Origin of the sequence: Thermotoga sp. 38H-to (assembly GCF_011057665.1) — a bacterium.
In the GTDB taxonomy this organism is placed as follows: Bacteria; Thermotogota; Thermotogae; order Thermotogales; family Thermotogaceae; genus Thermotoga.
The window spans coordinates 181,055-206,288 of the sequence record NZ_LNFZ01000003.1; the positions used below are offsets into that span (position 1 = coordinate 181,055).

The window sequence follows — 25,234 nt, forward strand, 5'->3', positions numbered from 1 at the left end:
ACAGAGTACGATGATTCCCCAACCAAAGTTTTATTTCTATAAAAATCTCCGAGCGAAGACTTGAATAAAGGGAAGAGATCGAGTATAATAAATCACGGATGTGGGGCCGTAGCTCAGCTGGGAGAGCGCTACCTTCGCACGGTAGAGGTCGTGGGTTCAAATCCCATCGGCTCCACCAAAGAGCCCCTGCGTGTGCAGGGGGTTATTTTTTTAATTTAAAGGGGGAATTGAGGATGTTTCTGTTGAAACAGATTGGTGTGATTAGATCTCCTTTCAAAAGTCCTTCCGAATGCCCTTTCCAAGGGAGATTTTCTCAGGAAAGATTTACGATTGAACTCTTTCCTGAATACGAAGAAGGGCTGAAGGACATCGAAACGTGTACACATCTGATCGTTCTTTACTGGCTTGACAGAGCGAACAGAGACAGATTGATCGCCATTCCACCGTTTGACAAACGTGAGCATGGTGTCTTCGCGACGCGCTCTCCCCACAGACCGAATCCCATCGGTTTTTCTGTTGTGAAACTTTTAGAAGTGAGAGGTAGGGAGCTGGTTGTGGAGGGACTGGACGCTGTTGATGGAACCCCCGTCGTCGATATCAAACCGTATTCTTCGAAAATAGACTGCGTAGAGAACGCCAGAATTGGATGGTTCGAGGAGGTGTAGAGAAATGAAATTCAAGGTTTTCATCTCTGTTTTTCTGATTCTCTCGATCGTGTTGTTTTCGGAAGGAATTGTGATAAAGGATCTTCTTGGAAGAGAAGTAGAAGTTCCTTCGAACGTGAATCGAATCGTGGCGGTGGGTCCCGGGGCGCTCAGGTTGATTGCGTATTTGAAAGCCACCGATATGGTTGTCGGTGTGGAAGACTTTGAGAAACTCAGACCTTACGGGAGGCCTTACATAGTTGCGTATCCGGAGCTCAAGGAACTTCCGAGTGTTGGCCCTGGAGGACCAGGAAAGCTTCCAAATCTGGAGTCTTTGATAACTCTGCAACCCGACGTTGTCTTTATAACGTACGTTGACAGAAAGACGGCGCAGGACATACAGGAGAAAACGGGGATTCCCGTTGTCGTACTCAGTTACGGAGATCTCGGGACATTTGAAGACGAGGATCTCTTCAGATCGCTCGAACTGGCGGGAAAGATTCTTGGAAGAGAAGAAAGAGCCCATGAAGTGGTTGATTTCATAAAGAAAGCGCAGGAGGATCTCTCGACTCGATCTGAGGCTGTCGAAAGTCCTACTGTCTACGTTGGTGGAATCGGATACAAGGGAGTTCATGGAATCGATAGCACGGAGGCGAAGTATCCTCCTTTCGTGGTCCTACACGCGAGGAACGTTGTGCACGGGTTGGGAGAAGGACACAAATTCATAGATCCTGAGAAGCTACTCGTTTGGGATCCAGAGTACATTTTCATCGATGAAAACGGTTTGAGCCTCGTACTGGACGATTATTCGAAACACAGAGAGTTCTATGAGAGTTTAAACGCTGTTAAAAGAGGGAAAGTTTACGGCATTCTCCCTTACAATTACTACACCACCAACATCGGAACGGCTCTGGCCAATGCGTACTTCATCGGAAAAGTCCTCTATCCCGAACGTTTTGCCGATATCGATCCGGAGGAAAAGGCGGATGAAATTTATGAATTCCTTCTCGGAAAAAGGGTTTACGAGGAGATGGCTGAGCAATTTGGAGGATTTGGAAAGATAGATCTTTCTTCAGGAAAGATCCTCCGTGGAACATGGTGATTTACAGAAATTACGTTGCGAGAAGAATTTTCACGATTCTACTTTTATCGTTTTTGCTGGTGCTTGTAGGGATCTATTCTCTATCACATGGCGGCTATTCTCTGTCGTTCAAAGATATTATCGGCGCATTTCTGGGGAAGGGTGACAGGAAAGCACAACTTGTGATCTGGAGCGTCAGATTTCCAAGGGTGGTCGCTGGTATCCTCGTTGGTGCTTCCTTGGCAGTCTCCGGAGCTGTTATGCAGGGAGTTTTGAAGAATCCTCTTGCCAGTCCCTTTACAACGGGTACATCTCATGGTGCTATGTTCGGCGCTTCCTTAGCCATCGCACTGGGAGCGGGGTATTCTGAGAGTACTGGTAGTGTCACACTGAACAATCCCTACACTATTGCTCTCTTCGCTTTTCTCGGGGCGATGAGTTCTTCTCTCGTCATTTTTTTGATGGGAAAACTAAAAGAAATCACTCCGGAAGCGATGGTGCTGATGGGCGTTGCCATGGGTTCTCTTTTCACGGCTGCCACCGCGTTGATCCAGTACTTTGCCGATGATCTGGAACTCGCCACGATGGTTTATTGGAGCTTTGGAGATCTTGGAAGGACAACCTGGAGAGAAAACATCATACTTCTGGTGGTCTTTTTGACGGTTTTCGCTTACTTCCTCTGGAAGGCGTGGGATATCAACGCGATGGTTGTGGGAGATGAAATCGCAAAGTCGACGGGGATTGAAGTGGAAAAAGTGAGATTGATTCTGGTAGTGCTTTCTACTTTGCTGACAGCTATCAGTGTGGCGTTCGTCGGTATAATCGGTTTCATAGGACTGCTGGCACCCCACATGATGAGAATCCTCTTTGGGGAAGATTACAGATTTTTGATTCCCCTCTCAGCGCTGTGTGGTAGTGTTTTGCTGTTATCGGCCGATACTGTGGCACGTGTTCTTCTCTCTCCTACAGTTCTTCCTGTGGGGATTGTGACTTCTTTTCTCGGGGCACCTCTTTTCATCTATCTGCTCCTTCAAAGTAAGGAAAGGTGACAGAGATGCTTCGAATAATGAACCTCTCGTTCAGTTACAGAAGCAAAAAAGTTCTGGATAATGTCACTTTTAGCGCGCGGAAGGGAGAGCTCATCGCTATCCTGGGGCCAAACGGTGCGGGAAAGAGCACGTTGTTGAAGTGCGTAGCGGGTATCTTGAAGTGCCAGGGTGTAGAGATTTTTGGTAAACCTCTCGAGCACTACACCAGAAGAGATCTGGCTAGGATAATAGGGTACGTTCCACAGCGATTCGATCCCGGTATGTTGAACGTTTACAATCTGATCCTTCTCGGAAGAAAGCCATACGTAAGCGTCAGCCCTTCAAAGAGGGATATCGAAGTTGTAAACAGAGTGGTTGAACGATTGAATCTCCAACATCTGGTGTTTCAGAGAGCGAAGAATTTGAGCGGTGGTGAGCTTCAAAAAGTGAGTATTGCCAGGGCACTCGTTCAGGAGCCGGAGATCCTTTTACTGGATGAGCCGACGAACAACCTCGATCCAAAGAATCAGATCGAGATCATGGAGATAGTTCAAGATTTCGTGAAATCAGGAAAGATTGCACTAGTCGTGATGCATGAGATAAACCTGGCTCTGCGATTTGCTGATAGGTTCATTTTCATGAAAGATGGAAAGATCGTAAGCGACGGTGAAAGAGCGATTTTGACACCTGATCTGTTCTGGGAAGTGTACGGGGTGAACGGAGTTGTGAGGGAGATTCTCGACACACCTGTTTTTGTTCTGAGGGGCAAAGAATCTCCGGGACCCCGTGAAAATACTGACTAACAAAACAAAAATCCCCGCACTTGCGGGGATTTCGTTCGTTTTTCTCGTCAGAATTCAATCTTTTGGGAAGACAATGAACTTGATTGCCGTTCTGGTTTCTCCGTTGATCTGAACTTCTGCAAAGGCGGGAACGCAAACAAGGTTGATCCCACTTGGAGCAAGATAACCTCTTGCGATGGCTATAGCTTTCACGGCCTGGTTAACAGCACCCGCGCCAATTGCCTGAAGTTCGGCCTTCCCCTTTTCTCTGATAACTCCTGCGAGAGCTCCTGCGACTTTGTTTGGATTGGAATTAGAAGCAACTTTGAGTACTTCCATGTGTTCCTACCTCCTCTACGGTGAGTGTTCTTCTATGCTTTTCAGCGACATTGGTTTATTGGTTTTCGAGTGGCGCGCCCGGCAGGACTCGAACCCGCAACCATCGGATCCGAAGTCCGACGCTCTATCCAGTTGAGCTACGGGCGCGTCTCTGGGGTGACCAGCGGGACTCGAACCCGCGACCACCTGATCCACAGTCAGGCGCTCTACCAACTGAGCTATGGTCACCACGAAAAAATGGCGCGCCCGGCAGGACTCGAACCTGCAGCCCTCGGATTAGAAATCCGATGCTCTATCCTGTTGAGCTACGGGCGCACCAGAAACGTTGGAGCGGGCGACGGGACTCGAACCCGCAACCCTCGGCTTGGAAGGCCGATGCTCTACCAGTTGAGCTACACCCGCCCTTCAAAGACCCTCCAAGCACTAAAAATATTATCATAACTCTCTGGGAACGTCAAGTGGGGTGTACAATGCATGAGTTTTGGTGACATTAAACGATCAGCTGATCTTCTCTGTTGAAGAAAGCTTTGTATCCCAGATAGAGAAACACACTCACACTGATCGTGACTCCACCAAGTATTCCAAGCATTATTGCGATCTGATACTTTATCGCAGTGATCGGAGATGTTCCAGAGAGGATCTGTCCCGTCATCATGCCGGGGAGAAACACGATGCCCATACCAATCATGGAGTTGAGTGTTGGTAGTATCGCCGAATCGAACGCCTTGTCACTGAACATTCTCACGGCATCTTTTGGTCTTGCACCCAACATCAAAGCCATTTCCACGATATTTTTTTGAACCGTTATTGACTCGGAAAGGGCTTTCACTCCGAGTGAAACACCGGTCATGGAGTTTCCGATGATCATACCCGCAAGGGGAATCACGTACCTTGGATCGAACCAGGGAGAGATTTTGACCACCACGTACAGAAAGTAAACAAGGCTGAGAAGCGTTCCCGTACTCACAGAGATCGCTATGAAGAATTCCAAACGTTTTTTTACCCTCGCTGGAAGAGAAAGCCTTGCTCTTTTGTAAACATTGTAGATGGCGAAGATCTCCATAACGAGAACTGCCAGGATCGTGTAAAGTGGTGAAGGATGATCGAGGATGTAACTCAGGACAAACCCTGCCAACACCAGTTGAAAGGTCATTCTGATGGATGCCACCAGAACTTCTTTTTCTCGCGGTATCCTTCTTATTCTCAGTATGAACATCAAAGCAACAACAAAAACATAGGCACTCAAAAGCTGTATCAGGCTGATATCAACTGGTCCCATCACAAAACCCTCCCGTTTTTGAGTTCGATCAACACATCAGCGAATTTTTTCAATTCCGGGTTATGAGTCACCACGACAAGCGTCTTCCCCTGATTTTTTGCAAAATCGGACACCTTTTTGATGATTTCAATACCGGTTTTCTCATCCAGAGAGGAAGTGGGTTCATCGAGGAGCAGCACCTCAGGATCCATGAGAAGAACCCTTGCCAGAGCGAGTCGCTGTTTTTCGCCTCCGGAGAATTTTTCTGGATCATCGTTCAGGTCTTTTTCGAGCATAACGAACTTTAAGATGTTTCTCAACTCTTCATCGTGTGGTATCTTTTTTCTAGAAAATTTCAAGCCTAAGATAAGATTTTCCTTCACGTTTCCGGGAAACACAACAGGAAACTGAGGAAGCATCACCACTTTCCGTCTGAGTTCAACCGAATCGATCTCTTTCAATGGTGTACCTTTGAAGAAAATCTCTCCACTATCCGGTGAAATAAGTTTGTTCAGCATCTTTAGAAGAGTTGTTTTTCCTGTGCCGCTCTTTCCTGTAATAACGGTAATTTTTCGAGCCGGTATGTGGAGTTCTTCAATGTTTAATATGTCCTTGTATTTCACATTCTTTAAAACAAACACGATTTTTCCTCCCCTTGAATATTCCTGAATATGTTGCTATAATAAATGGCAGGTGGAGAGGTGGCCGAGCGGCCTAAGGCGCTTGCCTGCTAAGCAAGTGTGGGGGTTTCCCCACCGTGGGTTCGAATCCCACCCTCTCCGCCAGTTTTTTATATATGTGCCCGTAGCTCAGTTGGATAGAGCGCCAGACTGCGGATCTGGAGGTTGGGGGTTCGAATCCCCCCGGGCACGCCATCTTTTTTCAAGGATCTCCCACACTATTCCGTATCTATAACCTTTGGTGCTCACCGTCATCTTCGGCGAATATTTTCTCAAAAGAGCAATGGTCACGATTCCTCCCGCAAGTATTGTTTTCTCCCTTCCTTCAGGAAGTACTTTCAGATTCTTCACGTCTTCAAAGCTCATCCTTTTGATCTTGGCCACGAGTTTTTCAACCTCTTCTAATTTTAAAACGCTTCCGTGAAGAATTTCCAGGTTCCAATTTCCTTTCATCAACGCGGCGAGTGCGACAAAACTTCCTCCAACTCCAAAAAGCTCGTCCTTTTTTACCTCAGGAAGTCGCTTCATCACGTATTCAACTATTCCGTCCACCGATTCGATGTATGGAAGCGTCAAGGAAAAAGTGCGATTCAGTACATGTGTTCCAAGTTCTAAACTGACGTATCCGTCTTTCCAGGCGAGTTCGAGGCTACCTCCACCGAGATCAGCCACCATGATATCCCTTTTCCCGAAATCTTTCGCCACAGAAATATAAGAGTAGTATGCTTCTTTTTCTTCCGGTAAAATTTCTCCCCTACCCCCTGTTATCTCCTGGAAGATGTCGGGATGCTTTCTGAAAAATGCCGTTCCAAATACGTGAAGTTTAGCCCCCATTTTTTCAGCTTTTTCCGCGCATTCTTTGAACACTTCTTTCGCCTTCTCGAGGCTTCCAGAGGCTATTCCGACTTCGTGGACCTCTTCGAGAATGGTCTCTCCCTTCTCCGAAACGACAAGAAGAATGAAGGAGTTGCTCCCCATGTCCAATACCGCGACCATTTCCTCACCTCCTGATGTTAGAATATTCCTGGGAGGTGAAAACGTGAGTGTGCAGCTTGAAGTTGTGGATGTGTCCATTCCTGAAAATGCCAATATTATTCTGGGACATTCTCATTTTATCAAGACGGTTGAGGATCTGTACGAGGTGATAGTGACAACTAATCCGAATCTCAGGTTCGGTATAGCTTTCAACGAAGCGAGTGGACCATGTCTCATCAGGTACGAAGGAAACGACGAGGAGCTGGTGAATCAGGCGATCGAGACGGCAAAGAAAATAGGTGCCGGTCACACCTTTGTGATCTACATAAGAGGTGGTTACCCCATCAACATTCTGAATCAGATCAAAAGTGTTCAAGAGGTATGCAGGATATACACGGCAACGGCGAATCCTTTACAGGTGATCGTGGCTATCACTCCCCAGGGAAGAGCGGTACTCGGAGTGGTTGACGGGTACTCACCCAAGGGTGTGGAAGGTGAGGAGGACAAAAAGAAAAGACACGCGTTTCTCAGGGAGATCACAAAGTACAAAAAATGATCCCCCGCTCATGCGGGGGCTTTGTTTTTCCTTTTCTCTACTTGCTTTCTGAGTCTGCAGAAGGAACACACTTCTGCCGTCGTTGGATAACCACACTCTTTACATTCTCTGAGTCCTTCCACTTCGAGTTTCGGCTCTTTCTTTCTTTTCAAAAACCCAAGATAGAAATTCAGTGTGATTCCTGGTTGTTCTTCTTCGAGCTCCCGCAGGATCTTCTTGTATACGAGTGAAGTCGCTCCCACGGAGAATGGACAGGCCATTTCGAGGTGTGGTATCTCGTTCAGGGTTGCGTACAGTTTTATATCTTCTTCGTAGTTCAAAACGAGTGGTTTGGCTTTTGGAACGAGTTTTTCATGGGTTTTCGGAAGGAGCGGCCACTGCCTCTCCATATATCCTTCCTGCCAGTGAAGGATATTCCCCAGCAAAACAGACGCTTCATCGTTCAGGTTGTGCCCCGTGACCACCACGTCGTAGCCGTTTTCGTAGGCGAATTTGTTCATCAGATACCTTCTCACGACTCCACAAATAGAACAAACAGGTCTCCTCAACATGATGGAGATTTCCTGAGTGGAAAGGCCTTCGAAGTATTCCGTCGCATCGACTATGTGAAGTTTGGTGTTGAGAAGCTCTGCGTTTTTTTCAACGATTTCCTGGGCTTTTTGGACCATTCCGCTTTTTCCAGCTCTGATGAACAGTGCGTCCACCTCGTGGCCGAGTTTTTTCAGCATGTGCCACAGGGAAACGCTGTCCTTTCCTCCGGAGACGGCTATCAATATTTTCGAATTTCTGTCAAACATTTTGAACTTTTTTACGGCTTTCTCCACCCTCTGTTCTATGAATTCGTTGAAATGCTCTTTGCAGAGCTTTATGTTGTAGTGTCTCAATTTAACCGAAGCGGGTTTTCCACACTTTGTACACTTCATTTTTTCCCTCCTTTCAAGGAAAGTGTCGTTTAAATTCGGTTCGATTAAATTGTATCACGGATATTTCACCGGCTGTAAATCCGTACGAGAAATTAAATTCGGTGAATCTAATTGTTACCTTTTGCTTTCCTTCCAGGCAAATTTTGAACATTTTTGAAAGGTGTTATGTCCATAAGGGTGATATAATGAAATTGGAAGACCCGGAGGTGATACTATGTTTGATAAGTTCTCGGAAAAGACAGCCCAGATATTCGTAACAGCCCAGGAGGAGGCAAAAGAACTCGGGCATTCGTACGTCGGAACAGAGCATCTTCTGCTTGCAATCTTGAAAGTAGATAGAGGACCCGTCGTCGAACTCCTGGAGGAAATGGGCGCTTCGTACTCTAAGGTGAGATCGGAGATCATCTCCATGGTTGGTATGGGGATGAGGGGTTTCGTCCCCTCTCCACAGATGACTCCAAGAGCCAAGAGAGTGACCGAACTCGCATACGAAGAGGCGAAGATCCTTGGAAGTGACAAGATAAACCCGGAACATCTTCTCCTTGGTATCCTGAGAGAGGGAGAAGGGATAGCTATCCATATCTTGAGAAAACTCGGAGTAGACATCGCCACTCTGAGAAGAGAGATCATTGATATCTACTCCTACTCTTCGAACAAAAGTCTGGAATATGAAGAAGAAGAGGATTACACTTACAGAAGTGTGAAACAACTTGAAGGCTTCGGTGTGAACCTCACGGAACTTGCAGCCAAGAAAGAACTCGACCCAGTTATTGGAAGGGAAGAAGAGATAGAAAGAGTGATGCAGGTTCTTGTCAGAAGGAAGAAAAACAATCCTGTTCTCATAGGAGATCCCGGGGTTGGAAAAACGGCGATAGTTGAAGGTCTGGCTCAGAGAATAGTCACTGGAGATGTGCCTGAAATCTTGAAAAACAAGGTGATCTTCTCTCTTGACGTGGCAGCGCTGGTTGCAGGAACCAAGTACAGAGGTGAATTCGAAAAGAGGATGAAAAAACTTCTCCAGATTGTAACCAAGGATAAGAACATCATCCTCTTCATAGACGAGATACACACCATAGTGGGTGCTGGATCGGCTGAGGGAGCGATCGATGCCGCGAACATTTTGAAACCCGCTCTCGCACGTGGAGAGATAAGTTGTATAGGTGCTACCACACCAGATGAGTATAGAAAGTACATTGAAAAAGATGCTGCTCTGGAGAGAAGGTTTCAGAAGATATATGTGAAAGAACCAACCGAAGAAGAAACACTCGAAATACTGAAAGGTTTGAAGAGAAAATACGAGTCGCATCATAAGGTGATTTATACCGACAAGGCTCTGGAGGCGGCCGTTTATCTTTCCAAGAGATACATAACCGACCACTATTTACCGGATAAGGCGATCGATGTGATAGACGAAGCAGGTGCCAGAGCGAGGTTGAAGGTTTTCGTGCTTCCTCCAGAACTGAAGAGTATGAAATTAGAACTAGAGAGGATAAGGAGTGATAAGGAGCTCGCTGTTCTGAATCAGGATTATGAAAAAGCGGCCCAACTGAAAGAAGAGGAAATGGAGCTGGAAGCGGAATATAGAAAGAGGTACGCGGAATGGAGAAGACACGCGGAAACGGCCGTAGTGAGGGTAGACGTGGATGATGTGGCTGAGGTGGTGTCTTCCTGGACGGGTGTACCTCTCAAAAAGATCGAGGAAACGGAAGTCGAAAAGCTCCTCAATCTCGAGGAGGCTCTCCACCAGAGAATTGTTGCTCAGGACGAAGCTATAAAAGCCGTAGCCAGGGCCATAAGAAGAGCAAGAAGCGGTCTGAAAGATCCAAGAAGACCGATAGGTGTGTTCTTGTTCCTCGGTCCAACGGGTGTTGGAAAGACAGAACTCGCAAAAGCACTCGCAGAGTATCTGTTTGGGGATGAAAGGGCTCTCATCAGGTTCGATATGAGTGAATACATGGAGAGGTTCTCCGTTTCAAGACTCATAGGTGCTCCTCCGGGATACGTTGGTTACGAAGAGGGAGGAACTCTCACGGAGAAAGTGAGAAGAAGGCCGTTCTCGGTGATCCTGTTCGACGAAATAGAGAAGGCGCATCCAGATGTATTCAACATACTGCTCCAGATAATGGACGACGGAAGACTCACGGATTCTCAGGGACGTGAAGTCGATTTCAGGAATACGATCATCATAATGACCAGCAACATCGGAAGTTCTTACATCAACAAATCCAAGAGAACACTCGGGTTTGTGGGTGACAACAACGAGGAGAAAGAATTCGAGAAAATAAAGGATCTCGTTCTGGAAGAGGTGAAAAGAACGTTCAGACCCGAGTTCCTGAACAGGATCGATGAAACAATTATCTTCCATCCATTGAATAAAGAACACATCGAGCAGATCATCGATATACTCTTGAGAGATCTAAGGAAGAGACTCTCGGAGAAGAACATGAAGCTTGTACTGACAAAGAGTGCAAAAGAGTTCCTGGTCGAAAAGGGATTCGATCCGGTTTACGGAGCAAGACCTCTGAAGAGAGCTATACAGAGATACGTGGAAGATCCTCTCTCCGAGGAAATTTTAAGAGGCAAGTTCAACGAAGGAGATACGATTGTCTGTAGTGCACGCAAAGATGCTCTCCGATTCACCAGAAAGGGTGAAAAGAAAGAGAAGGTGGTTCAGTGAAGAAGTTCATCTGTTCCAACTGTGGCTACGTTTCTCCAAAATGGTTCGGAAAATGCCCTCAGTGCGGTGAATACGATACGGCAGAAGAAGTGATTCAAAAGAGGAAAAACAGGGAGGGAAACCCCTCCCTGTTTTTAAATTTAGAAGACGCTGGAGAAATTTCCCTTGAAAGGTTATCCACAGGTTTTTCAGAACTGGACAGGGCTTTCAGGGGAGGAATTGTCCCCGGACAGGTGATCCTGCTCTCTGGTGAACCCGGGATAGGAAAAAGTACGATAGCGCTTCAGATCGCCGAAAAGTTCGCTGAAAGGGGACTGGTTGTTTACGTTTCTGGTGAAGAATCCCCCCAGCAGTTGAAATTGAGAGCGGACAGGCTCCTGATGAAAAGGAAAAAAAACATCCTTTTGACCTTAGAGAACGACATCGATGAAATAATATCCTCTCTGAGAAATGAAAGAGTGAGTTTCATGGTGGTTGACTCCATTCAAACGGTTTTTTCCTCAGACCTTGGAAGCAGCCCCGGAAGTATCTCTCAGGTGAAAAACGTGACGATGAAAACAATTGACTTTGCAAAGAAAAGAGGTGTGCCGGTTCTCTTAGTGGGACATGTGACAAAAGAGGGGGAAATAGCAGGACCGAAACTGGTGGAACACATGGTGGACACTGTAGCATATTTTGAGGGAGACAGGCGTACAGGATTGAGACTCTTGAAGATCACAAAGAACAGATTCGGACCTTCCGACGAAGTGGCGGTCTTTGAGCTCAAAGAAAACGGTTTCGTCCAGGTGGAGAATCCTTCCTTTACGGAAGGAGATACAGACCTTCCAGGAAACGTCCTCACGTGTGTCTTTGAAGGCACAAAACCCTTTGTTGTACAGATACAGGCACTCGTCTCCAAAAACAGAACGTTTTCTCCCAAGAGGGTGTGTAAAGGTGTAGATGTGAACAGGGTGATACTTCTGATTGCCGTGATCAGCAAATATCTGAGGCTTCCCATAGAAACGCACGATGTTTATGTCAACGTTGTGGGGGGACTCAGGATAACGGATCCTGCGGCGGATCTCGCGATAGCTCTTTCCATTGTGTCTTCCTATCTGGAAGTTTCTCTACACGATACGGCGGCCGTTGGTGAAATTGGTTTGGATGGAAGGGTGAGAAAGGTTTACAATATTAATAGAAGATTGAACTCTTTGAAGAATTCGGGGAGGATAATAGTTCCTCCGATCGAAGAAGAGAAAAAAGGAGTTTTTGTAGTGCGCGACCTCAAGGAGGCCGTCTTTATAATTGGGGGTGAAATCCTTGGTTCCCCAGGAATTGATTGAAAAAATAAAGCTCATATCACCAGGGACAGAGTTGAGGAAAGCGCTGGATGACATAATCAATGCTAATTTTGGTGCGCTTATTTTTCTTGTTGATGATCCAAAAAAATACGAGGATATCATTCAAGGAGGATTCTGGCTGGACACCGATTTCTCTGCGGAGAAACTGTACGAGCTTTCAAAAATGGATGGTGCGATAGTTCTCTCTGAGGATATTACAAAGATATACTACGCGAATGTTCATCTCGTACCGGACCCCACGATACCGACCGGAGAAACCGGTACAAGACACAGAACAGCGGAAAGGTTGGCGAAACAAACGGGGAAAGTCGTGATAGCAGTTTCGAGGAGGAGAAATATCATATCGCTCTATTATAAAAATTACAAATACGTTGTGAATCAGGTAGATTTTCTCATATCGAAAGTGACACAAGCGATCAGCACTTTGGAAAAATACAAAGATAACTTCAACAAACTTCTTTCGGAACTTGAAGTTCTGGAACTGGAAAACAGGGTCACTCTCGCTGACGTGGTGAGAACACTGGCAAAGGGGTTCGAGCTTTTGAGGATAGTAGAGGAGATGAGACCCTACATAGTAGAGCTCGGCGAGGAAGGAAGACTCGCAAGAATGCAGCTCAGGGAGTTGACGGAAGACGTGGACGATCTTCTAGTTCTTCTCGTAATGGATTACTCTTCTGAAGAGGTGGATGAAGAGGCGGCGCAAGACATCATGCAGGACTTTGTTAAGAAAAGAGATCCCTCTCCCATTTCAATTTCGAGGGCCCTGGGATACGATGTACAGCAAGTTGCACAGTTGGATGATGTGCTCGTTTCCGCGAGAGGTTACAGGCTCCTCAAAACCGTCGCGAGAATTCCGCTCAGCATTGGATACAACGTGGTTAGAATGTTCAAAACGCTCGATCAGATCAGTAAAGCCTCTGTTGAGGACTTGAAGAAGGTCGAGGGAATAGGAGAGAAAAGAGCGCGGGCCATTTCAGAAAGTATCAGTTCCTTGAAGCATAGAAAAACTTCCGAGTAGTTGTGGTAATATATCCCAATGAGGGGGTCTTTTTAAAAATAATTTGAGAAATTTATCACAAAATAGTGAAACCAATCCTGTGAGGAGGTGCTTTGCCTTGGCGGACGTGACGGTTGTTATAAATGGTAGAACGCTTACAGTACCTGATAACCTGACGGTCATCGAAGCCTGTGAGAAGGCAGGAATAGAGATTCCAGCTCTGTGTCATCATCCAAGGCTCGGGGAATCAATAGGTGCGTGTAGAGTCTGTGTCGTTGAGGTGGAAGGGGCGAGAAACCTCCAGCCTGCGTGTGTGACAAAAGTGAGAGATGGCATGGTGATAAAGACCTCCTCTGACAGGGTGAAAACGGCCAGGAAGTTCAACCTTGCATTGCTTCTCTCCGAACACCCCAACGACTGTATGACATGTGAAGCGAACGGAAGGTGTGAGTTCCAGGATCTGATCTATAAGTACGACGTGGAACCCATTTTCGGATACGGTACTAAAGAAGGACTGATCGACAGAAGCAGCCCTGCCATAGTCAGAGATCTTTCCAAGTGTGTCAAGTGTCAGCGCTGTGTGAGGGTTTGCTCTGAAATTCAGGGAGTAAACATCTATTCTATGGTAGAAAGGGGTTATAGAACTTATCCCGGTACACCTTTCGACATGCCCGTATACGAAACAGATTGTATAGGCTGTGGTCAGTGTGCCGCGTTCTGTCCAACGGGTGCTATAGTCGAAAATTCGTCGGTGAAGGTTGTCCTGGAGGAACTGGAAAAGAAGGAAAAGATCCTCGTTGTTCAAACCGCACCCTCGGTGAGGGTGGCGATTGGTGAGGAATTTGGATACGCTCCCGGCACCATCTCCACTGGCCAGCTCGTAGCCGCTCTCAGAAGGCTCGGATTCGATTACGTTTTTGACACGAACTTTGGGGCAGACCTCACCATAATGGAAGAAGGAAGTGAATTTCTCGAAAGACTTGAAAAAGGAGATCTTGAAGATCTCCCCATGTTCACTTCCTGCTGCCCGGGCTGGGTGAACCTTGTGGAGAAGGCCTATCCCGAGCTCAGAACGAGGCTTTCCTCTGCCAAGTCACCCCAAGGTATGCTTTCTGCTCTGGTGAAAACCTACTTCGCAGAAAAACTCGGAGTGAAACCGGAGGACATTTTCCACGTATCCATCATGCCCTGTACAGCGAAGAAGGACGAGGCATTGAGAAAGCAGCTCATGGTGAACGGTGTTCCTGCGGTGGATGTTGTTCTCACCACGAGGGAACTTGGAAAGCTCATAAGGATGAAGAAGATACCGTTTGCGAACCTTCCCGAAGAAGAATACGACGCACCGCTTGGAATCTCCACGGGAGCGGCGGTGCTCTTCGGTGTTACAGGTGGAGTGATGGAGGCTGCCCTGAGAACCGCGTACGAACTCAAGACGGGAAAGACACTACCGAAGATAGTCTTTGAAGAAGTGAGAGGACTCAAAGGTGTCAGGGAAGCCGAAATAGATCTGGACGGCAAGAAGATAAGGATCGCTGTGGTTCACGGTACGGCCAATGCAAGAAATCTGGTGGAGAAGATTCTGAGAAGAGAGGTAAAGTATCACTTTGTTGAAGTGATGGCGTGTCCCGGTGGATGTATCGGAGGCGGAGGCCAACCTTACAGCAGAGATCCGGAGATCCTCAGAAAGAGGGCAGAAGCCATCTACACCATCGACGAAAGAATGGTTTTGAGGAAATCCCACGAAAACCCTGCCATAAAGAAGCTGTACGAAGAGTACCTCGAACATCCGCTCAGTCACAAAGCTCATGAACTGCTTCACACCTATTACGAAGACAGGTCGAGGAAGAAAAGACTTGCGGTAAAATAAACAGGGAGGGGAAATCCTCCCTTTCTTTTTTAGGAGGTGATTAGATGAAGAAAGTAACGGTTGTGGTTTTGCTCCTGACGATATCCATTCTTTTCGGGGAAACACTTTTGAATCCTTTCGGACCCGCACTGATACCCGTTGTTCCTATCATGGACGGGAAGATACCGGCGGATGTGAAGATCGAAATCTGGAAAAATCCGGAGGAAGCGGTTGCGAGGATAGTTTCAAAAGAGGTTGATTTTGCTGTTCTTCCCGTGACCGTTGGTGCGAATCTCTACGGGAAGGGAATAAGGATAAAACTCGTGGGTGTACACGAGTGGAAGGTGTTCTATCTTGTTGCATCCGACGATGCTACCTTCGATGGATGGAGGAGTCTACGAGGGCAGGAAGTTTATACACCTCACGGAAGAGGACAGACGGTGGATGTTCTGCTGAGATATTTTCTATCGAAAGCAGGACTCACTCCCGACAGGGATGTGAAGATACTCTACGCACCTCCCCAGGAAATAGTCGCACTCTTCAAATCAGGAAAAGTGAAGTACGCTGCTCTTCCTGAACCATTTGTTTCCATGTGTCTTGACAGAGGAAGGGTAGTGCTCGATTTTCAGAAAGAGTGGGGAAAGGAACTGGGAGTACCCGGTAGAATACCAATTGCCGGTCTGTTCGTGAGAGAAGGCGTGGACGTAGAAGCTGTTGAAAAAGTCGAGAAAACTCTCGTAGACTCCATCAAATGGATGAAAGAAAATCTCGATGAAACCGTTCAGCTTTCTTCTGAAAAGTTAGGTATCCCTGCAGGGATTCTGAAATCGTCACTTGAGAGGATAGAATTCGAATACGTACGCGTTGAAGAGTGCAGGGAAGAAGTTGCGACCTTTCTGAAAAAGCTGAACGAACTCTATCCCGAAGGTCTTGAAAAAGTACCGGACGAAGGATTCTATTGGAAATGAGAGTGGTTTTTGGGATACTTCTTGTTTTGATAGCGTGGTACCTCCTGCATTTTCTTTTTCCATCTTCTCTAATATTGCCTGGTCCTGTAGAAACCTTCGAAGTTTTCATTAAAATGTTGAATCGTGAAACCTTCGAGGCCCTTTTGAGCACCCTTCTTAAGGGTCTCGTTTCTACTTTCATCGTTATCGCTGTGGGACTTCCCGTTGGTTTTGTCATGGGTATCAGCGACAGGGTTTATGAATTTCTGCGTCCTTTGATCACGGTGGTGCAGGCGGTACCCGTTGTTTCCTGGCTTGTCGTCGTGATCTTTCTGTGGGGAATAGGCTGGCAAGGGCCTGTCGTCATCTCCTCCCTTTCCCTCATTCCGGTTGCTATCTTCACAACGATTTCTGGGGTCAGAAGTGTAGACAGAAAGCTGTTAGAAGTGATGAAGGTATACAGGATGCCACGGAGGACGATTTTGAAGGAGGTGTATCTTGGTTCGATCTGGCCGTTCGTTCTCTCGATTCTGGAGGTGTCCTCTGGAAACGTGTGGAAAGCGGTTGTCATGGGAGAGTACCTTTGTGGTGACAGAGGACTGGGAGTTCTGATATCCTGGGCACGGCAGTACGTGGATGTCCCCCGGGTGTACGCACTCACCATTTTTACTGTGGTTCTGGGGATATCTTTTGAAAGATCTGTGAAGATTCTCGCGAGGAGAGTGTGGAAGAAGTGGAGGTTATCCTGAAGGTAGAAGGATTGAGGAAAGATTTCAACAATGTGAAAGTGATAGAAGACTGGAGTTTCTCTGTTGGTAAGGGTGAGAGGGTGGCTCTTCTTGGGCCGTCTGGCTGTGGAAAAACAACCTTTTTGAGAATTGTATCTGGTCTCGAAGATTTTCAGGGGAAGGTGGAGGTTTTCACGGATAAGATCGGATACGTGTTTCAGGAACCCAGGCTGATTCCATGGAAAACGGTAACGGAGAATTTGATGTTGATCAGAAAAGATCCAGACAGAATAGCATCCCTTCTTGAGAAAGTGGAACTGAAAGGTTTTGAAAATCACTACCCATGGCAACTCAGCGAGGGAATGAAACAAAGGGTGAATTTTGTGAGGGCGCTCCTTGTGGATCCTGAACTCCTCCTTCTCGATGAACCTTTCGACGCACTGGATTTGAAGACGAAGATGAGAGTGATGAACATGCTGATCGATTTGTGGCAAAAGAGGAGATTTTCCATCGTTTTTGTGACACACAACGTGAAAGAAGCGGTTTTTCTGTCAGAAAGGATCTTTCTCCTATCGGGAAGGCCTTCGAAAATACTCGACGAAGTGAAGTTGAAAGAGAAAGCCGGAGATTTCACTGATGATAAGCTGTTCAGGCTGGAAAAGATGGTGATTGAAAGGCTTCTCAGCCTACTTCGATGAGTTTTATCTCTTCCGGGAGTTTTATCTCTTCCACGTCGACTTCCTGAACGTCTTCTCTTGCCCACTCCAGGAGTTTCAAATCTCTGTATAGATCAGCTACTTTGAAACCACTCAAACCGTGTTGCCTCACACCGAAGAACTCTCCAGGGCCTCTTGTTTTCAGGTCGTACTCGGCTATTTTGAACCCATCCGTGTTGAGTGTGAAGAATCTCAACCTCTCCATTGCCTCTTCTCCAACGTCTCCAACAACGAGGAAGCAGTAGGCCTCCTGACCTCCTCTTCCCACCCTTCCTCGAAGCTGGTGGAGCTGAGCGAGGCCGAACCTTTCCGGGTTTTCTATCACCATCACGTTCGCTCTTGGAACGTCTATCCCTACTTCTATAACCGTTGTGGAAACGAGGATGTCGTATCTTCCTTCGGCGAATTCTAACATGACTCTATCCTTTTCCTCCTGAGAGAGCCGTCCGTGCATGAGACCCAGTTTGAACTCCGGAAAGACTTCTTTCGAGAGGTATTCGTACATCTCCACAGCGGACTTCACGTTCAGCTTGTCCGATTCTTCGATGAGCGGATAAACGATGAAGGCCTGTCCTCCCTTCATCACTTCCTGCCTTACGAATTCGTAGACTTCGTTCACTCTATCCATCGGAACGAGCATGGTCTGTACTTCCTTTCTTCCTGGGGGCATCTCATCTATCACTGTCACATCGAGATCTCCATAGAAGGCTAGGGCCATGCTTCTGGGAATGGGAGTGGCACTCATCACCAGTGTGTCCACCATCTTTCCCTTGTTCATGAGAGCTTCCCTCTGTTTCACACCGAAACGGTGCTGTTCGTCGATTATGACCAGTCCCAGGTTCTTGAAATGAACGTCTTCTTGGATCAGTGCGTGTGTTCCTATCACCACGTCTATCTGACCGTTCCTGAGGCCAGACTTTATCTTCTCCTTCTCTGAGGGCGTGGTTGCTCCTATGAGGAGTGCCACATGGATGTTGAATTTAGAAAAACTCTCAATAGTTCTCCTGTAGTGCTGGATCGCGAGGATCGAAGTTGGCACCATGAAGGCCGTCTGAAAGCCTGCTTCGTAGTTATCGAGTATGGCGAGCTGTGCTACGACGGTTTTTCCAGAACCCACGTCTCCTTGAAGGAGTCTGTTCATTGGTTTTTCAGAGATCATATCGTTTCTTATTTCCTGGTGAGCTCTTTTTTGAGCATTTGTCAGCTTGAATGGAAGGGATTTTATGAACTTCTCTGTTAGTTTCCCCTCTATTTTCTTTGGAATTCCTCCGTGCTTTTCCCGCTCTTTTCTGATCTTCTGGAAGGCAAGTTGAAGCACGAAAAGTTCCTCGTAGGCCAGTCTCTCCCGAGCCTTTTGGAGATGATAGAAGGTTTTGGGAAAGTGCATACCGTAGTACGCGTCTTTCACACCAAGCAGTTTTCTTTTCTCAAGGATCCTTTCTGGAAGGGTTTCTTTCAACGAACAGCAAAGTAATGAGATGTTTTCCTCAAAGATCTTTCTCATTTGCTTTTGTGAGATTCCAGAGGTCAGACGGTATATGGGAAGTATCCTTCTTATGTATTCCCCCTCTTTCGGTGTTACCTCGGCGTTGTGAATCTCATACTGACCAGTGTACGGGTTCGATTTCACGGTGCCAGTCACGAAAACTTCTTTTCCAGTGAGCTGTTTCATGTAGTTCTGGAGGTAGTCCTGGTTGAACCATTTCAAGAGGACGTGCACCAAACCGTCAGACAGAACGGCAGTCAAAATGTTCATGTTCTGGAATTTTTTTGTCTCGACACTCACGATCTTTCCCTGAGTTGTCACCTTTTCACCGGGAAGGAGATCGTTCAGTTTGAATATCTTTCTTCTGTCTTCGTAATCCCTCGGAAAAAATTCGAGGAGGTCTCTCAGAGTTTCTATTCCGAGTTTTTTTAGTTTCTTCTTTCTGTTGGGACCTACTCCTTTTGCGTACTGGATATCCGTTGAGAGATCAACTTCTTCTCCAGAACACTCCAGATAGTCTATGAGAAACCAGCTTCTCAATTTTTCTATCATTTCCAGGGATTTCTGAATTCTGTACCGTTTTCTTGCTTCCGGAAGGTTGGGAATTTCTTTCACGTAATCGAGAAAAGCCTGAAGTTTCTCCTCAAGTTCTTTGTTTTCCAACAAAGGATCATCCAGCTCCTTCAGGAGCTGGTGAATTCTCTGTATATTAACCTGATTCTTAAGCAGTTTTTCGACTTCGTTGAGGAATTCTTCTAACAGTATCGGCAACGCTTCACCCCACAAGAAAAGAAAGGATGTAAAGTATCTGGAGAACAACAAAAGATACCATCATCAAAATGATGAGGGCGAAGACAAGCACGAATCCATTATTCCACATAGCCTATGTAAGGAAGGTTTCGATATTTTTCATCGATGTCGAGTCCGTAACCGACCAGGAATTTGTCGTCCACTTTGAATCCCACAAAATCGAGGGGCACTCCGTGATCGTGAACGGTTTTTTCTATGAGACTCACTATCCTGAAATCTCTTGGGTTGTATTTTTTCAGGTATCGAACTATGTGCTGCAAGGTGAGTCCGGTGTCAACGATGTCTTCCACAAGAAGTACGTATTCATCGTGTATGGATTCATCTATCCAGGATTTCACTCTGATCCTTCCTGTTGAAGAGGTACCTTGATAACTCGAGACATGAATGAAAGAATACTTGACGTTCAGTTTCCTTATGTTCAACATGAGGTCGCTGAAGAAGTGTATGGATCCCTTCAAGATGCATACAGCGTGTATGGTGTCTGTTTTGCCCAGATAGTACTCTTCTATTTCCCGTGCCAGTTCCCTGATCCTCTCCTTGAGAGTCTCTTCGTCTATCAACACCTTTATCATCACTGCACCTCCATGACGACAACTTTTCTTTCTTTCGGCTTTTCAAAGAGCTCGAGGATGTTCCCTACACGTTCGTACGAATCGAAGAGTTTCAAAAAATCATCAACGAGCAGGAGATTGAATTTCAGGTACTTCGTCTTGTAGTGCATTGGAATGATGATTTTCGCGTTCAGCAAATCCGCTACTTCTTTCGCTTCTCTTGGTCCAACGGTGTAAGTTCCACCAACGGGTACCAACAGGACATCGACCTCGCCTATCTCTTTTACCTGAGTAGGAGTGAGCACGTGTCCAAGGTCTCCCAGGTGACATACCTTTATGCCTTCTCCTTCGAAAACGAAGACGATGTTTTTGCCTCTTTCTCTTCCATGAGAGGGATCGTGAAAGGTCTCCACTCCTTTTATTCTTATGCCGTTCACGGTGTAAGTACCGGGACTGTCTATCACACGAAAGTTGCCCTTCACAAGGTGGTGGGCGTTGTGATCGAAGTGCTGGTGACTTTCCGTTACAACGTCGGCGGTTATGTTTGGTATGGGATATCCCACACTCTCATCGAAAGGATCTGTAACGATCGTTTTCCCTTCCATCTCTAAGGCGAAGCACGCATGCCCAAACCAGGTGATCTTCATAGCGATCCCCCCTCAATCCACCCTCAACACCCGTATGGTGTTCGTCGTTCCCACCTTTCCTGGAACACCGGAAGTGAGAACCACCAGATCTCCTTTTTTTGCAAAACCCATCTCTTCTACTTTCTTCAGTCCTTTCTCGATGAATTCCAACTCCTGAGAGCATTTTTCGGCGAGAACGGGTATCACTTTCCTCACGAGAGAAAGTCTGTAGTAAGTCTTCTCTTCAGGTGTCAGGGCCACAATGGGTTGGGAAACGTTGTACTTTGAGACACGAATGGCGGTACTACCGGATATGGTTGGTGTAATGATCAACTTTGCGTTCAAAGAATCAGAGAGCTGCCAGCAGGCGTGTGATATAGCCTCAGATATGTCGCTGGTGTCGTATTCTATCGTTCTGAAAAATTCCAGCTTTTTCTCGGCCTCTTCCGCTACTTTGCTCAACACTTTTATGGCTTCCAGAGGATGTTTTCCGACCGCTGTTTCCGCTGTGAGGAGCAGGGCGTCCGCTCCATCGAAGATGGCGTTGGCTATGTCGGTGACCTCTGCCCTCGTGGGGAACGGATTTTCTATCATCGATTCGAGTATTTGAGTTGCGACTATAACCGGTCTGGAGTAGTACTTGGAGAGTTTGATGATTTCCTTTTGAACGATGGGCACTTCCTCTATTGGTATCTCTACTCCCAGGTCACCGCGTGCGACCATGATCCCATCGCTCACTTTTATTATCTCTTCGAGGCGTTCCAGGGCCTTTTTCGTTTCTATTTTGGAGATCACAGGTGTTTCCTTTCCGTGTTTTCTGATCTCTTCTTTCGCTTTGAGCACATCCTCCGGCTTTCTCACAAAGGAGAGAGCGAAGAATTCAACATCGTGTAGTGTGCCGAGTTTTATGAATTCCCTGTCTCTGTCTGTTAAGGATTCCACTGAGAGATCGGCTGTTGGTACGTTCACACCTCTTCTGTGTGTGATTCTTCCCCCCACCTTTACCACTGCTTTCACATCTGTTTCGGTTGTCTCTATTACCTCAAGTACTATCTCTCCATCGCTCAGTAGAATAGTGTCTCCTTTCTTCACATCCTTTGGAAGAGAGTTGAGATTCACTGAGACCCTGTGTTCGTTTCCCAAGATCTCCTCTGTAGTGAGAGTGAAGATCTGGCCCTCTTTCAATTCTACAAACTCTTTTTCGAGATATCCAGTTCTGATCTTCGGACCTGCAAGATCGATCAGAATGGCTACGGGTTTTTTCTTTTTCTCTCTCAGCTCTTTGATTTTGAGTATTTTCTGTTCCTGTTCGTTCCAGTCGCCGTGTGAGGTGTTTATTCTAAAAACGTTCACTCCAAGATCTATCATCTTTTCTATCATTTCGTAGCTGTCTGTCCTCGGTCCAACCGTACACACGATCTTTGTGCTTCGCACGATTTCACCCCGTTCATGAAAGCATATAGGCTATTTCGTAGAGTTTTTTGTCGATCGTTTTCTTAGTGGAGAGGGCTTCCATTATGGGGACTCTCACGAGTTTGTTACCCTGAAGAGCTATCATCACATCCACCTCTCCATCCAAAAGGGCATCGACCGCTTCAACTCCCATACTCAGCGCCAGTCTTCTGTCGAAAGCCGTTGGAGAACCGCCTCTCTGTACATGGCCGAGGATGGTGATCCTCGTTTCGTATCCTATCCTGTATTCAAGGTGCCTTGCGACGGTGTAGGCACTTGCTGCTCCTTCGGCGACTATGATTATGCTGTTGATTTTCCCTCTTCTTCTTTCTTCGAGGATCCTGTCGGCGAGCTGTGAATAATCCACAGGAATTTCTGGTACTATGATGGCTTCCGCACCGGTGACCAGTCCCGCCATGAGGGCGATGTAGCCGGAGTGTCTCCCCATGACTTCCACAATGAAGGCTCTCTCATGCGAGCTAGCGGTGTCCTTGAGTTTTTGCACGGCGTCCATCACCGTGTTCAAACACGTGTCCACACCTATGCACATGTCGGTCAATCCGATGTCGTTGTCTATGGTCGCTGGGATACCGACAACGGGTATTTTGTGCTCTTCGTAAAGAAGATGAGCGCCGGTGAGACTCCCTTCACCACCTATGACAACAAGCCCTTCTATACCATGTTTTTTTATCTGTTTTGCAGCGAGTTCTCTACCCTCTTCTGTCTTGAACTCCTCACATCTGGAAGTTCTCAGAATAGTTCCACCCTTTTCTGTGATTCCTGCCACATCTTTGTACTCGAGTTTTACAAAGTCACCGTCGATTAGACCAGAATAACCTCTTCTCACTCCGATCACTTCCAGCCCCTGCCTGACACCGTACCTGACCACGGCCCTCACGGCTGCATTCATTCCAGGTGCGTCTCCGCCGCTTGTAAGCACTGCTATCTTCTTCAAGGCAATCAGCCTCCCCGTGAACTGTTTGTTCTCTTCAATGAGAGTTTAGCATATACGTCAAAAGTGATAAAATGTACATGGGTTCCCTATGTCAATTTACCACTTCTCTGTGATATTAACAAACTCTGAATCTTGGTGTAAGGAGGATTAAAATTTTGAAGTGGGAAACTTTAATTGAGGGAAATGAACTGGAGATAAAAATGGTCGAGGATATATTGAAAGAAAATGGAATACCTCACGTAGTTGAAACGTGTGATAATGTTACACCGCGGGCGATTTTTGGCTCCTCAGCCCTCATGGTGATAAAGGTTCCAGAGGAATTTTTGGAAGAAGCAAAGAGAATTCTGGAGGAGATACGAGAATGAAAAGAACGCCTCTATTTGAAAAGCACGTTGAACTCGGAGCGAAGATGGTGGATTTCGCGGGCTGGGAGATGCCCCTTTATTACACGTCCATATTTGAAGAAGTGAAAGCAGTTAGAGAATCAGTTGGAATGTTCGATGTGTCACACATGGGGGAATTTCTCGTTAAGGGACCCGAGACAGTTTCTTTTATTGATTTCATCATAACGAACGATTTTTCTTCACTTCCAGAGGGCAAAGCGCTTTACTCTGTCATGTGCAATGAAAACGGTGGAATCATCGATGATCTTGTTGTGTACAAAATGAGTCCTGATGAAGCTCTCATGGTGGTGAACGCGGCAAACATTGAAAAGGACTTCAACTGGATAAAATCCTATTCAGAGAATTTCGACGTTGAATTACTGAACATCTCAGATACTACCGCACTCATAGCGTTTCAGGGTCCCAAGGCACAGGAGACCCTTCAGGAGCTTGTTGAAGACAGTCTTGAGGAGATTACCTATTATTCTTTCAAAAAGAGCATTGTAGCCGGTGTAGAGGCTCTTGTTTCGAGAACAGGATACACGGGCGAAGACGGCTTCGAACTGATGGTTGAAGCGGAAGATGCACCGAAAGTTTGGGACGCACTGATGAATCTGCTCAGAAAAGTTGGCGGCAGGCCCGCAGGACTCGGAGCGAGGGATGTTTGTCGACTCGAGGCGACTTACTTGTTGTATGGTCAGGACATGGATGAGAACACGAATCCTTTCGAAGTGGGACTTTCCTGGGTTGTAAAACTGGACAAAGACTTCGTGGGGAAGGAAGCTTTGTTGAAAGCAAAGGAAAGAGTCGAGAGAAAACTCGTGGCACTTGAGCTTTCTGGAAAAAGAATAGCAAGAAAAGGCTATGAGGTTTTAAAGAATGGAGAGAAAGTGGGAGAGATCACAAGTGGCAACTTCTCTCCAACTCTTGAAAAATCGATAGCGCTGGCTCTCGTTTCAAAATCGGTGAAGGTTGGAGACCAACTGGAAGTGGTGTTTCCTGGAAGAAAGTTTGTAGATGTTCTGGTAGTAAAAAAACCATTTTACAGAGGCAGTGTGAGAAGGGAGGTTTGAAGATGAAAAAGTACACGAAAACTCACGAATGGGTGGCAGTTGAGGACAAAGTGGCAACGGTTGGAATCACGAATCACGCTCAGGAACAGCTCGGCGATGTGGTCTACGTGGATCTTCCTGAAGTCGGTAGAGAGGTGAAAAAAGGGGAAGTTGTGGCGAGTATAGAATCCGTGAAAGCCGCGGCGGATGTGTACGCTCCTCTCAGTGGAAAGATTGTGGAGGTGAACGAAAAACTCAATGCCGAACCCGAACTCTTGAACAAAGATCCAGAAGGAGAAGGCTGGCTTTTCAAAATGGAAATGTCCGATGAGAGTGAACTCGAGGATCTTCTTGATGAACAGGCTTATCAGGAATTCTGTGCTCAGGAGTAGTTTCTCATAG

The 25,234-nt window shown here is 46.5% G+C and carries 24 protein-coding genes and 7 tRNA genes; 18 read left to right on the forward strand and 13 right to left on the reverse strand.

Annotation, left to right across the window (positions count from 1 at the left end; translation table 11 throughout):
* Window positions 1-102: 102 nt before the first annotated feature.
* From AS158_RS07295 to AS158_RS07315, 5 genes are all read left to right on the forward strand, one after another.
* A tRNA-Ala gene (locus AS158_RS07295) sits at window positions 103-178 on the forward strand.
* A gap of 55 nt (window positions 179-233) precedes the next feature.
* Window positions 234-665, forward strand: coding sequence for a tRNA (N6-threonylcarbamoyladenosine(37)-N6)-methyltransferase TrmO (tsaA, locus tag AS158_RS07300; RefSeq protein WP_004082829.1), 432 nt, complete (start codon window positions 234-236; stop codon window positions 663-665).
* A gap of 4 nt (window positions 666-669) precedes the next feature.
* Window positions 670-1,746 (forward strand): iron ABC transporter substrate-binding protein, encoded by a 1,077-nt coding sequence (locus AS158_RS07305; RefSeq protein ID WP_011943337.1) that lies wholly within the window; start codon window positions 670-672, stop codon window positions 1,744-1,746.
* Window positions 1,740-2,774, forward strand: a complete 1,035-nt coding sequence (locus AS158_RS07310; RefSeq protein WP_038051823.1) for an iron ABC transporter permease — start codon at window positions 1,740-1,742, stop codon at window positions 2,772-2,774. Before AS158_RS07305 ends, AS158_RS07310 begins: the two co-directional genes overlap by 7 nt.
* Before the next feature lie 5 nt (window positions 2,775-2,779).
* Entirely contained in the window at window positions 2,780-3,556 is a 777-nt protein-coding gene (locus AS158_RS07315) for an ABC transporter ATP-binding protein (RefSeq protein WP_038051820.1), read from the forward strand.
* Window positions 3,557-3,610: 54 nt separating this feature from the next.
* On the opposite strand, the gene AS158_RS07320 is transcribed toward AS158_RS07315, so the two are convergent.
* The 7 genes from AS158_RS07320 to AS158_RS07350 all read right to left on the reverse strand — a co-directional run bounded on the left by AS158_RS07320 (window position 3,611) and on the right by AS158_RS07350 (window position 5,773).
* Window positions 3,611-3,874 (reverse strand): stage V sporulation protein S, encoded by a 264-nt coding sequence (locus tag AS158_RS07320; protein ID WP_004082838.1) that lies wholly within the window; start codon window positions 3,872-3,874, stop codon window positions 3,611-3,613.
* Window positions 3,875-3,944: 70 nt separating this feature from the next.
* A tRNA-Arg gene (locus AS158_RS07325) sits at window positions 3,945-4,021 on the reverse strand.
* Window positions 4,022-4,026: 5 nt separating this feature from the next.
* Window positions 4,027-4,102: transfer RNA gene (locus tag AS158_RS07330), tRNA-His, on the reverse strand.
* A gap of 10 nt (window positions 4,103-4,112) precedes the next feature.
* Window positions 4,113-4,189 (reverse strand) — tRNA-Arg (locus tag AS158_RS07335).
* 11 nt (window positions 4,190-4,200) lie between these two features.
* Window positions 4,201-4,276, reverse strand: a tRNA-Gly gene (locus tag AS158_RS07340).
* Between the two features lie 88 nt (window positions 4,277-4,364).
* Window positions 4,365-5,153 (reverse strand): iron export ABC transporter permease subunit FetB, encoded by a 789-nt coding sequence (fetB, locus tag AS158_RS07345; RefSeq protein ID WP_038051818.1) that lies wholly within the window; start codon window positions 5,151-5,153, stop codon window positions 4,365-4,367.
* A complete protein-coding gene (locus AS158_RS07350; protein ID WP_038051815.1) occupies window positions 5,153-5,773 on the reverse strand; it encodes an ABC transporter ATP-binding protein in 621 nt (206 codons plus the stop codon). The genes fetB and AS158_RS07350 overlap by 1 nt, the downstream gene beginning before the upstream one ends.
* A gap of 54 nt (window positions 5,774-5,827) precedes the next feature.
* On the opposite strand from AS158_RS07350, the gene AS158_RS07355 reads away from it, so the two are divergent.
* The 3 genes from AS158_RS07355 (at window position 5,828) to AS158_RS07370 (ending at window position 7,343) form a co-directional block, all read left to right on the forward strand.
* Window positions 5,828-5,917 (forward strand) — tRNA-Ser (locus AS158_RS07355).
* A 13-nt stretch (window positions 5,918-5,930) separates the two neighbouring features.
* Window positions 5,931-6,007, forward strand: a tRNA-Arg gene (locus tag AS158_RS07360).
* A gap of 844 nt (window positions 6,008-6,851) precedes the next feature.
* Window positions 6,852-7,343: an adenosine-specific kinase gene (locus AS158_RS07370; RefSeq protein WP_012896170.1), complete on the forward strand. Its 492-nt coding sequence runs from the start codon at window positions 6,852-6,854 to the stop codon at window positions 7,341-7,343.
* An 8-nt stretch (window positions 7,344-7,351) separates the two neighbouring features.
* Here AS158_RS07370 and ttuA read toward each other — a convergent pair whose 3' ends face one another.
* Window positions 7,352-8,266 carry a tRNA-5-methyluridine(54) 2-sulfurtransferase gene (ttuA, locus tag AS158_RS07375; protein ID WP_038051806.1) on the reverse strand — a complete coding sequence of 305 codons (915 nt, stop codon included), beginning with the start codon at window positions 8,264-8,266 and terminating at the stop codon, window positions 7,352-7,354.
* Between the two features lie 214 nt (window positions 8,267-8,480).
* Here ttuA and AS158_RS07380 point away from each other — a divergent pair, with 214 nt between their 5' ends.
* The 7 genes from AS158_RS07380 to AS158_RS07410 all read left to right on the forward strand — a co-directional run bounded on the left by AS158_RS07380 (window position 8,481) and on the right by AS158_RS07410 (window position 17,499).
* Window positions 8,481-10,943, forward strand: coding sequence for an ATP-dependent Clp protease ATP-binding subunit (locus AS158_RS07380; RefSeq protein WP_038051803.1), 2,463 nt, complete (start codon window positions 8,481-8,483; stop codon window positions 10,941-10,943).
* Window positions 10,940-12,265 (forward strand): DNA repair protein RadA, encoded by a 1,326-nt coding sequence (gene radA / locus AS158_RS07385; protein ID WP_038051800.1) that lies wholly within the window; start codon window positions 10,940-10,942, stop codon window positions 12,263-12,265. Before AS158_RS07380 ends, radA begins: the two co-directional genes overlap by 4 nt.
* Window positions 12,243-13,301, forward strand: coding sequence for a DNA integrity scanning diadenylate cyclase DisA (disA, locus tag AS158_RS07390; protein WP_038051797.1), 1,059 nt, complete (start codon window positions 12,243-12,245; stop codon window positions 13,299-13,301). The genes radA and disA overlap by 23 nt, the downstream gene beginning before the upstream one ends.
* A gap of 97 nt (window positions 13,302-13,398) precedes the next feature.
* Window positions 13,399-15,147: an NADH-dependent [FeFe] hydrogenase, group A6 gene (locus tag AS158_RS07395; protein ID WP_038051794.1), complete on the forward strand. Its 1,749-nt coding sequence runs from the start codon at window positions 13,399-13,401 to the stop codon at window positions 15,145-15,147.
* A 44-nt stretch (window positions 15,148-15,191) separates the two neighbouring features.
* Window positions 15,192-16,094 carry an ABC transporter substrate-binding protein gene (locus AS158_RS07400; protein ID WP_038051791.1) on the forward strand — a complete coding sequence of 301 codons (903 nt, stop codon included), beginning with the start codon at window positions 15,192-15,194 and terminating at the stop codon, window positions 16,092-16,094.
* On the forward strand, window positions 16,091-16,822 hold the full coding sequence (locus AS158_RS07405) for an ABC transporter permease (protein ID WP_012896177.1): 732 nt from the start codon (window positions 16,091-16,093) through the stop codon (window positions 16,820-16,822). The genes AS158_RS07400 and AS158_RS07405 overlap by 4 nt, the downstream gene beginning before the upstream one ends.
* Window positions 16,807-17,499, forward strand: coding sequence for an ABC transporter ATP-binding protein (locus AS158_RS07410; protein ID WP_200883236.1), 693 nt, complete (start codon window positions 16,807-16,809; stop codon window positions 17,497-17,499). Before AS158_RS07405 ends, AS158_RS07410 begins: the two co-directional genes overlap by 16 nt.
* On the opposite strand, the gene recG is transcribed toward AS158_RS07410, so the two are convergent.
* The 5 genes from recG to pfkA all read right to left on the reverse strand — a co-directional run bounded on the left by recG (window position 17,483) and on the right by pfkA (window position 23,397).
* Window positions 17,483-19,774 (reverse strand): ATP-dependent DNA helicase RecG, encoded by a 2,292-nt coding sequence (recG, locus tag AS158_RS07415; protein ID WP_038051784.1) that lies wholly within the window; start codon window positions 19,772-19,774, stop codon window positions 17,483-17,485. The two genes, AS158_RS07410 and recG, sit on opposite strands and share 17 nt — an antisense overlap.
* A gap of 98 nt (window positions 19,775-19,872) precedes the next feature.
* Window positions 19,873-20,385 (reverse strand): hypoxanthine phosphoribosyltransferase, encoded by a 513-nt coding sequence (gene hpt, locus AS158_RS07420; RefSeq protein ID WP_038051781.1) that lies wholly within the window; start codon window positions 20,383-20,385, stop codon window positions 19,873-19,875.
* Complete coding sequence (locus tag AS158_RS07425) at window positions 20,385-21,011, reverse strand: MBL fold metallo-hydrolase (protein ID WP_038051773.1); 627 nt, start codon at window positions 21,009-21,011, stop codon at window positions 20,385-20,387. The genes hpt and AS158_RS07425 overlap by 1 nt, the downstream gene beginning before the upstream one ends.
* A 12-nt stretch (window positions 21,012-21,023) precedes the next feature.
* Window positions 21,024-22,424: a pyruvate kinase gene (pyk, locus tag AS158_RS07430; RefSeq protein ID WP_038051770.1), complete on the reverse strand. Its 1,401-nt coding sequence runs from the start codon at window positions 22,422-22,424 to the stop codon at window positions 21,024-21,026.
* Window positions 22,425-22,437: 13 nt separating this feature from the next.
* Entirely contained in the window at window positions 22,438-23,397 is a 960-nt protein-coding gene (gene pfkA, locus AS158_RS07435; protein WP_012310715.1) for a 6-phosphofructokinase, read from the reverse strand.
* Window positions 23,398-23,552: 155 nt separating this feature from the next.
* On the opposite strand from pfkA, the gene AS158_RS07440 reads away from it, so the two are divergent.
* From AS158_RS07440 to gcvH, 3 genes are read left to right on the forward strand one after another with little or no spacing between them, the layout of a single operon-like run.
* Window positions 23,553-23,762 (forward strand): DUF2007 domain-containing protein, encoded by a 210-nt coding sequence (locus AS158_RS07440; RefSeq protein ID WP_038051768.1) that lies wholly within the window; start codon window positions 23,553-23,555, stop codon window positions 23,760-23,762.
* The gene (gcvT, locus tag AS158_RS07445; protein WP_038051765.1) at window positions 23,759-24,853 is read left to right on the forward strand and encodes a glycine cleavage system aminomethyltransferase GcvT; all 1,095 of its coding nucleotides are present in this window, start codon (window positions 23,759-23,761) and stop codon (window positions 24,851-24,853) included. Before AS158_RS07440 ends, gcvT begins: the two co-directional genes overlap by 4 nt.
* Window positions 24,850-25,224 carry a glycine cleavage system protein GcvH gene (gene gcvH / locus AS158_RS07450; RefSeq protein WP_156104995.1) on the forward strand — a complete coding sequence of 125 codons (375 nt, stop codon included), beginning with the start codon at window positions 24,850-24,852 and terminating at the stop codon, window positions 25,222-25,224. The genes gcvT and gcvH overlap by 4 nt, the downstream gene beginning before the upstream one ends.
* Window positions 25,225-25,234: the final 10 nt, after the last annotated feature.

What these genes read in the sequence shown, in the direction of transcription:
- AS158_RS07405 (WP_012896177.1), top strand. Translation starts at nt 16,091, where the DNA reads ATGAGAGTGGTTTTTGGGATACTTCTTGTTTTGATAGCGTGGTACCTC.
- AS158_RS07305 (WP_011943337.1), top strand. Translation starts at nt 670, where the DNA reads ATGAAATTCAAGGTTTTCATCTCTGTTTTTCTGATTCTCTCGATCGTG.
- AS158_RS07400 (WP_038051791.1), top strand. Translation starts at nt 15,192, where the DNA reads ATGAAGAAAGTAACGGTTGTGGTTTTGCTCCTGACGATATCCATTCTT.
- AS158_RS07425 (WP_038051773.1), bottom strand. Translation starts at nt 21,011, where the DNA reads ATGAAGATCACCTGGTTTGGGCATGCGTGCTTCGCCTTAGAGATGGAA.
- gcvT (WP_038051765.1), top strand. Translation starts at nt 23,759, where the DNA reads ATGAAAAGAACGCCTCTATTTGAAAAGCACGTTGAACTCGGAGCGAAG.
- fetB (WP_038051818.1), bottom strand. Translation starts at nt 5,153, where the DNA reads ATGGGACCAGTTGATATCAGCCTGATACAGCTTTTGAGTGCCTATGTT.
- AS158_RS07320 (WP_004082838.1), bottom strand. Translation starts at nt 3,874, where the DNA reads ATGGAAGTACTCAAAGTTGCTTCTAATTCCAATCCAAACAAAGTCGCA.
- AS158_RS07310 (WP_038051823.1), top strand. Translation starts at nt 1,740, where the DNA reads ATGGTGATTTACAGAAATTACGTTGCGAGAAGAATTTTCACGATTCTA.
- AS158_RS07380 (WP_038051803.1), top strand. Translation starts at nt 8,481, where the DNA reads ATGTTTGATAAGTTCTCGGAAAAGACAGCCCAGATATTCGTAACAGCC.
- hpt (WP_038051781.1), bottom strand. Translation starts at nt 20,385, where the DNA reads ATGATAAAGGTGTTGATAGACGAAGAGACTCTCAAGGAGAGGATCAGG.
- AS158_RS07315 (WP_038051820.1), top strand. Translation starts at nt 2,780, where the DNA reads ATGCTTCGAATAATGAACCTCTCGTTCAGTTACAGAAGCAAAAAAGTT.
- ttuA (WP_038051806.1), bottom strand. Translation starts at nt 8,266, where the DNA reads ATGAAGTGTACAAAGTGTGGAAAACCCGCTTCGGTTAAATTGAGACAC.
- tsaA (WP_004082829.1), top strand. Translation starts at nt 234, where the DNA reads ATGTTTCTGTTGAAACAGATTGGTGTGATTAGATCTCCTTTCAAAAGT.